Annotated in this window: 10 protein-coding genes and 1 tRNA gene; 10 read left to right on the top strand and 1 reads right to left on the bottom strand. The window is 68.1% G+C overall.

What is annotated here, in order from left to right; genetic code table 11:
- Window positions 1–94 precede the first annotated feature (94 nt).
- The 5 genes from ACZ7EG_RS39615 to ACZ7EG_RS39595 all read left to right on the top strand — a co-directional run bounded on the left by ACZ7EG_RS39615 (window position 95) and on the right by ACZ7EG_RS39595 (window position 2,769).
- The gene (locus ACZ7EG_RS39615; protein WP_471089771.1) at window positions 95–394 is read left to right on the top strand and encodes a carbamoyltransferase C-terminal domain-containing protein; all 300 of its coding nucleotides are present in this window, start codon (window positions 95–97) and stop codon (window positions 392–394) included.
- A 29-nt stretch (window positions 395–423) separates the two neighbouring features.
- Entirely contained in the window at window positions 424–903 is a 480-nt protein-coding gene (locus ACZ7EG_RS39610; RefSeq protein ID WP_471089768.1) for an NUDIX hydrolase, read from the top strand.
- Window positions 904–1,187: 284 nt separating this feature from the next.
- Window positions 1,188–1,264: transfer RNA gene (locus ACZ7EG_RS39605), tRNA-Trp, on the top strand.
- Window positions 1,265–1,387: 123 nt separating this feature from the next.
- Window positions 1,388–1,768 carry a hypothetical protein gene (locus ACZ7EG_RS39600; RefSeq protein ID WP_471089765.1) on the top strand — a complete coding sequence of 127 codons (381 nt, stop codon included), beginning with the start codon at window positions 1,388–1,390 and terminating at the stop codon, window positions 1,766–1,768.
- A 230-nt stretch (window positions 1,769–1,998) separates the two neighbouring features.
- Window positions 1,999–2,769, top strand: a complete 771-nt coding sequence (locus tag ACZ7EG_RS39595; protein WP_471089762.1) for a transposase — start codon at window positions 1,999–2,001, stop codon at window positions 2,767–2,769.
- Here the strand turns inward: ACZ7EG_RS39595 and ACZ7EG_RS39590 are convergent.
- On the bottom strand, window positions 2,763–3,071 hold the full coding sequence (locus ACZ7EG_RS39590) for a DUF7677 family protein (RefSeq protein ID WP_471089759.1): 309 nt from the start codon (window positions 3,069–3,071) through the stop codon (window positions 2,763–2,765). The genes ACZ7EG_RS39595 and ACZ7EG_RS39590 overlap by 7 nt on opposite strands.
- Before the next feature lie 331 nt (window positions 3,072–3,402).
- On the opposite strand from ACZ7EG_RS39590, the gene ACZ7EG_RS39585 reads away from it, so the two are divergent.
- The 5 genes from ACZ7EG_RS39585 (at window position 3,403) to ACZ7EG_RS39565 (ending at window position 6,244) form a co-directional block, all read left to right on the top strand.
- Complete coding sequence (locus ACZ7EG_RS39585; protein ID WP_471089756.1) at window positions 3,403–3,843, top strand: hypothetical protein; 441 nt, start codon at window positions 3,403–3,405, stop codon at window positions 3,841–3,843.
- 15 nt (window positions 3,844–3,858) lie between these two features.
- Window positions 3,859–4,065: a hypothetical protein gene (locus tag ACZ7EG_RS39580; RefSeq protein ID WP_471089753.1), complete on the top strand. Its 207-nt coding sequence runs from the start codon at window positions 3,859–3,861 to the stop codon at window positions 4,063–4,065.
- An 80-nt stretch (window positions 4,066–4,145) separates the two neighbouring features.
- Window positions 4,146–4,688, top strand: coding sequence for a bifunctional DNA primase/polymerase (locus ACZ7EG_RS39575; RefSeq protein WP_471089750.1), 543 nt, complete (start codon window positions 4,146–4,148; stop codon window positions 4,686–4,688).
- A 257-nt stretch (window positions 4,689–4,945) separates the two neighbouring features.
- The gene (locus ACZ7EG_RS39570) at window positions 4,946–5,503 is read left to right on the top strand and encodes a hypothetical protein (protein WP_471089747.1); all 558 of its coding nucleotides are present in this window, start codon (window positions 4,946–4,948) and stop codon (window positions 5,501–5,503) included.
- A gap of 66 nt (window positions 5,504–5,569) precedes the next feature.
- A complete protein-coding gene (locus tag ACZ7EG_RS39565) occupies window positions 5,570–6,244 on the top strand; it encodes a hypothetical protein (RefSeq protein ID WP_471089744.1) in 675 nt (224 codons plus the stop codon).
- Window positions 6,245–6,626: the final 382 nt, after the last annotated feature.

Genomic DNA, 6,626 nt, shown 5'->3' with positions numbered 1-6,626 from the left:
CGGCTCGATCCGGTCCCACATCGCATCAGTGATCACTAATCGGACAGGCACATCAGATCAACTGATGAGCCCACCAAAGAGACACGCTCTAGACGTGCCCAGCCCATTCATGCTGCTCGCCCCGCCTGTCCACCCCGACCACGCCGACAAGATTGCCGGAGTCGTGCACGTCGACGGCACCGCGCGCGTGCAGACCGTCGATCCTGCCGTCGCACCCGCATACGGGGCGCTGATCGAGCACTTCTACCAGCTCACCGGGGTGCCCGTCGTCCTGAACACGTCCTTCAACGACCGCGAGCCCATCGTCGAGACCCCCGCCCATGCCCTCGCCACGTTCCAGGCCTGCGACCTGGACGCGGCCTGCATCGGCGAATACGTCGTAGAGCGGTCCTGACCCCTCCCGAGGGCTGCCACACTGAGGACATGACCTCCACTCCGCCTCTGAGGGAAGCCGCCCGTGCCATCGTCCTCGACGACCGGGACCACGTCCTGTTGCTGCGCTACGACGAGAACGGCGGCTTCTGGGCCACGCCCGGCGGCTCCCTGGAGGACGAAGACAAGGGAGACCACAGCGCGGCGGTACTCCGCGAGCTGGGTGAAGAGCTCGGCATCGACGAGAAGGCGGTCGAGCTCGGGGACCAGCTCGCGGAACGCAGCAAGGACCACCTCGTCGGCGGCCGCGAGGTCCGCCAAGTGGAGAAGTACTTCCTCGCCCGAGTCCCAGCGGCCGCCGTCGACCCGGCCCGGGCATCGCAGCCCGACAACATCCGCGAATACCGCTGGTGGACCCTCGCCCCACTGAATGCCACGGCTGACACGGTCTACCCGCTCGGTCTCGCCGACCTGGTTACTGGCGTCCTCGAACACGGTGCACCCGTGCGCCCCGTCGTGCTGGCTGGATGATCCTTCCCGTGCGGCCCGGCGCATCACACTGCCGGCATGACTGAGGACCCGCCCGTCCCGGCACTGTCGTATGTCGCCGTACTGTGCGACACCGACAGGTACCTCGGCACTGGCCCGCTGACGACGAGATCGAGCACGCCCGAGAAGTGCCTTCGCCGCCCTCGCCGCCGCGGGCTTCGCACCCTGCCTCGCGTCTACCCGGCCGTCACCGGGTAGATCACTCACTCTGAGCAGAAATCCCTTGGAGAACAGCCGGTCGGTCATGCCACGCTGACTCCTACCGAAGGGGCGTAGCTCAGCTGGCCAGAGCGCCGGTCTCCAAAACCGGATGCCGCAGGTTCGAGTCCTGCCGCCCCTGCCAGACGAAGTCGGCGAGGGGCCAGCGGGTTTAACCTCGCCGGCGTCACGCCGATCCCGACAGAGCTGATGATCTGTAGGCGGCTCCCTCAAAGTGGACCGCACCCTCGGACCCCCCGGAGATCGCGTGAGTGAGAGCAGCGCCCACCCCCTCGGCATCGAGCTGCCCATCCCCCATCTCATAAGCGACGCGGACGCGGAGGAACTCACAATCACCCTGGGGTTGGGGCTCGTTGCCCGGAAGGCCGCGGAGGCCGAGTACATCCTGCACGGGATCTACGTGCACCTCGTCGAAGCGGAGAAGGCCTACAGCGAACTGGCCTCGCCACCGGCGGCAAGCTCGTACAGCAATGCAGAAAGGAGCTGGAAGCGGTCACTCTTTCCGCCTCGTGCAAGACGTCACTCGCCGAAGCCCTGGACGCTGCGGAGGAAGGATTCCGCCTACGCAACCGCTACCTGCACGGCTACTGGATCTACGACGACGAGTCCTACCAGTGGCTCACCTTGAAGGGAGCCCACCGCAGTGACCGTCCCGAGATCACTTTCATTAACAGCAGCGAAGTGTGGGAATTGGCCGAGCGCTTCCAGAAGCTCTGCTTCAGCCTGCTTCACTGGGACACCGCCCACTTCGGCGAACCAGCCGACGACGAGGACGGCCACCAGGGCCTGGTCTCGCGCAAGCAGATCTGACGCTAAGGGCTGTCCCGTAAGCGATTTTGCCCTGCGATGATCTTGACCGTGTCAGCTGTGATCACGGCCTCCGAGCCGTCCTGGATCGCCCCGTTTACCGGACTGAGCCCGCGCGCCTTCGGCAAGTTGGTGACCGCGCTGCGTCGCGAGGGTGCCGACTCCCAGGGCCGGGGCCGGCCGTGGAAGCTGTCGCTGGAGGACCGAGTACTGTTGGTCGCCACGTACTGGCGGACGAACTTGACGATGCGGCAACTGGCCCCGCTGTTCGGGGTATCGAAGTCAGCCGCGGACCGAGTGATCGACGACTTCGGCCCGAGGCTCGCGCTGCACCCCCGCCAGCGTTTCGCCAAGGACGCGGTGCTGATCGTGGACGGCACCCTGGTGCCCACGCGGGACCACAAGGTGGCCGAGCAGTCGAAGAACTATCGCTATTCCACCAACCATCAGGTGGTCATCGACGCTGACACCCGCCTGGTCGTAGTGGTCGGCCGGCCGCTGCCGGGCAATCGCAACGACTGCCGGGCCTGGGCGGAGTCCGGTGCGAAGGCCGCCGTCGGCAACACGATGGCCATCGCCGACGGCGGCTATCCGGGTACCGGGCTCGTGATGCCGCACCGCCGCCGCAAGGGAGAGGATCTGCCCGACTGGAAACAGGCCCACAACAAGTCCCACAAGCAGGTTCGCGCCCGCGTCGAGCACGCCTTCGCTCGGATGAAGACCTGGAAGATCCTGCGCGACTGCCGACTACGAGGCGACGGCGTGCACCACGCGATGCACGGCATCGCCCGCCTGCACAACCTCGCCCTTACCGGTCAATAGAGTTGGCATTCCCACGGCTCGATGTCCGGCTCTCCTGGGGGTAGCTGCCCGGTGCAGTATCGGTAGAGCCAGGCTGCAGCCCTGCGCTCCGCGTGCTTCTCGTTGACCGGTTCTCCCTGCTCATCCAGTTCGAGGACGTTGGCGAAGATTGCGACGCAGATCTCCATCTGGGAGGGCGACTCGCGCAACTCTTCCCAGTAGTCGACCCCTTCCAGCGTCGGGTGGCCTACCGACCCCCGGGCGAGCCATCCAGCGAAGCGTCGGAGGGCTCCGGAAGCACCATGACTGAGATGCGAAGGCATGCGAAGAATCTAACCCCAGCCTTACCCGGCTGTTCGCCGACCGTCCGCCGCAGGAGGTGACAGCCCCTCAGAGGTGATGGGGGAAGATACGGGACAGCCCTTAGTCGGGTTGTTCGCGCTGACGTTCTCCAATCGCATGCACGACGTAGTCATCAAAGCGACCCTCGTGCGTCGGCCGGGACGCATTGTCCTCGGTCGCTCTTTCAGGGTTCCGATGCTGTGCGGTCTCCTTGTCCGGTCTATCGGCGCACGGGACATCGTGCCTAGATCCTGGCGGAGAGGAGTACACGCCTCGATCGACCGCAACGCGCGCCAACTCGGGCGCGCCATCATGAAGGTCCCCCGAGACAAGACCATCTCCGCCACTGCCGCACGACGAGGTGAGCTGAAGGAACACACCGCGCTCGTGGCCGCCGCCCTGCAGCGGGCGGCGCGGGAGTTCGACAAGGACCCCGACCGCGCAGCACAGGAACTGTGCGCCATGACCGCCCTCATCCTCGACCGCTACCTCGACTGCCGCTTCGGCGCACTACTCAACGAAGACCAGCTCACTGATCTCGAGCCCGCCCGCAACCGTGAAACCCTGCGGCTGATCCTGGCGGCGGCCCTTACGACGGCGGCCGCCGTCGGTATCGGCTTCCTCAACCCGCCCGCCGCCGTACCCCTACTCATCGGCGTGGCCGGGCTGCTGTTCTTCTCCCTCGCCTACGGGCACCGCACCGGCCGGTCTCTCGACTATCTCGACGCGCTGCGAGGCGTCCAGCGGCCGTAACACCGCAGTGCCCGCGTGCGGGTGAAGGGCAGCGCGATCAAGTGGCTGCGCTTCGGCGCGATGGGCATCGCGCTGCTGCGCGAGGACGTCGGCGCCCACACCGAGGACCTGGTGTGGCTCACAGAGACGCGCCCGCTCCTGAGCGATGGCGGCCGCGCGGCCGCCGAGGTGTACGAGCGATCGAGCGACGGTATGGCCGACGCCCAGCAACAACGTGACTGAACGACCCCCGGTACAGCTGCGAGGAGTGTCGGCACCGGTTCCACTGCTGCGGGCCGCGCCACCCACGAGTACCACTGTGTGTGCTGAGCCGCCCTCGACCACGACCGTGGCCGTCGATCTGGTCCGTCGCCGACCTGGTGGTGTTCCCGCACCCGCCCGGCGGTATACGGCCGCCCGGAAGCGGATGGCATGCACGCTGTCTGACCGAGCCCTCCCGCGTCCGTGCCGTATGGCGCGAGGGCGACAACATCGGCGTCGGCTGCCGTGCCTCCCGCGTGGTCGGACTGGACCTGGACGTCGAGGGCGACGGCGAGGTGGGGCTTGCGCCACTCGCCGCCCGGATCGGCCAGGACTGGCCCGGCACCTTGACGGTGCGGACCCCGAGCGGGGGCTTGCACCTGTACTTCCGCGCCCCGGCCGACTGCCCGATTGCCAGCCTCTCCGGGGGCCGGACGGTGCTCGGGCAGGGCATCGATGCCCGCGGTCCCGGCCAGCGCAGCGGCGGGTATCTCATCGGCTCTGGATCCGTCGTGAACGGCACGCCCTACGTTATCAGCCGGGGCATGGCGATGCTCGCGTTTCTGGGCTGGATCGCGGATCGGCTCACCGTCCTCCCGGTGTGAAGAGGCCTGCTCAACACCATCGAGCCCCCGGTTGTCAGTGGCACCCACTACGGTAGATCCCGTAGTAAACGGCATGCCGCGAACCGCCGTTTCCGCTGCTGCCCCCGCGCCCACGCCGCACCGGGGCAGCGCCGCCGGACAAGGACCGAGGTCGGGTCCCGCGCAGCACCACCCGAAGAACCCGTCTGTCCGGCTGCGCCCATTTCACGCGACGTCCGGCGGGAAGCGTGGGGTCCCGCTGTGGAGACGAGACGACCGTGACTAAATCCGGCAGCGACCACCTCAAGCGCCAGGCCCGCCAGATCGCCCGAACCAGTGGCCGCCGCTTCCCCGATGTCCTCGCCGAGCTACGTGGCGCACCCCGCACAACACCGCCGCCCTCGACGGCACTTGTCCTGCGCTGTCACGGCCTGGCGCATCCCATCGACGGCGGCCGGTGCGCTCGTACGGACGGCCATCACCTGCTCGACGGCACCTGGTCCTGGTGCTCCCCGGAGCCCAACATGCCGGCGCACATCTGGCAGGGCTACCACGAGGCCGCCGACGAGGCCCGCCGGGCGCAGCACGAGGCGTGGCTAGCGTCCCTGACCCCGGCCGAACGCTCCGGATGGGAAGCAGAGCAGGATGCGGCGTACTGGGCAGACATGGCAGACGAGGCCCGCGAGCCGTACGACCCGGCCGAGGAGAAGTACCAAGAGCTGGTCCTGGATGCGCTGGACGACGAGCTCCGGGGCGCCGAGACGGACGACTTCAGTGAGTACTACGACGACGGCGAGTACGCCGACGAGGAGATGTGGGACGGGGCCTACCGGTAAACCCCGACAAGATCACCGGCGTCCCGTAGCCACCCGCAGCTGTAGCACCTCGGACGGAGACCCCGCATGCCCACCACCACTGCCAGCACGCTCAAGACGTGCGGACCCCTGCAATTCCCCGCCCGCTCCGGCCTGACGCTGTGGCAGTTCAGCCGCGCCCAGCGCCTCGGGCTCATCCCCGGCCCCGACGTCGCCGGTGACCGATGGTCCGCAGCCGTCTTCGACGACGCGATCGCCCGCATCGACGCCATCAAGGAGGCCGTCGGCACCCTGCCCGACGTCGGCGCGACCCGCGCCGAGGAGCACCTCGCCGAGCGTTTCAACCTGGTCGTGCACGCCGGCACCGCCGCCGAACTCGCTCGCCGCGGCCACCTGCCCGTGGTCGGCGACCACAAGGGCTACGCCCTGTACTGCGGGCTCGCCCTGGAGAACCTCACAGACCGGCGGAAGGTCGCACGCGCCTCGACCGCCGGACAGCTCCACATGCGCGACGCCGCCGCACGGATCCTCGGACTTCGTGCCTCGGACTTCGACCACCTGATCCGTGCCGGGCTCCTGGCCCACGCGGACACGGCCCGCTCCAGCTGGAACAAGCACGACGTCGTCCTGCTCTACCGCCAGGCCGACCTTGACCGGATCGCCCGAAGCCGCCACATCGACTGGGATGCCGTCCGTGCGACCCCCCAGGGCCACCGGTCCCCGCTCGCAGCGCTCCCCACTCAGAAGGCGGCCACCCGATGAGGGCCAAGGCGGCCACCGACTGGTACGACGAGGTCGCTGGCGGGCTGGGCAGCCCGCCAGTGCGCCGAAGACGAGGAGTGGCGTATCCCTGAAGGCGGTCTGTTCCGCACTCACTGCGGGCGGTGGGTCCACGGCGCCGGCCGGGCCTGCCCCCAGACGATCGCGCACTCCGGTCCCTGCGGTCTCCGGCCGGACAATGAGGACGACGGATGCCGCCGCAACTGCCCCGAGTAGCCAGGGACGACGATGCGGTCGGCCGCACGAGCCCCCGCTGCCCGCATCGCTCCACCATTGCAATTGACGCTGCGCCATGAAGTGTCGCAGGATCGTGCCGGATAGGGAGATCTTGCTTCCCTTTCCAAATAGGAACATTTCACGGGGC

The organism is Streptomyces sp. NPDC037100 (assembly GCF_055606225.1).
The sequence above is the reverse complement of the archived record's forward strand: the minus strand, read 5'-3'. Positions and strand labels throughout refer to the sequence as shown.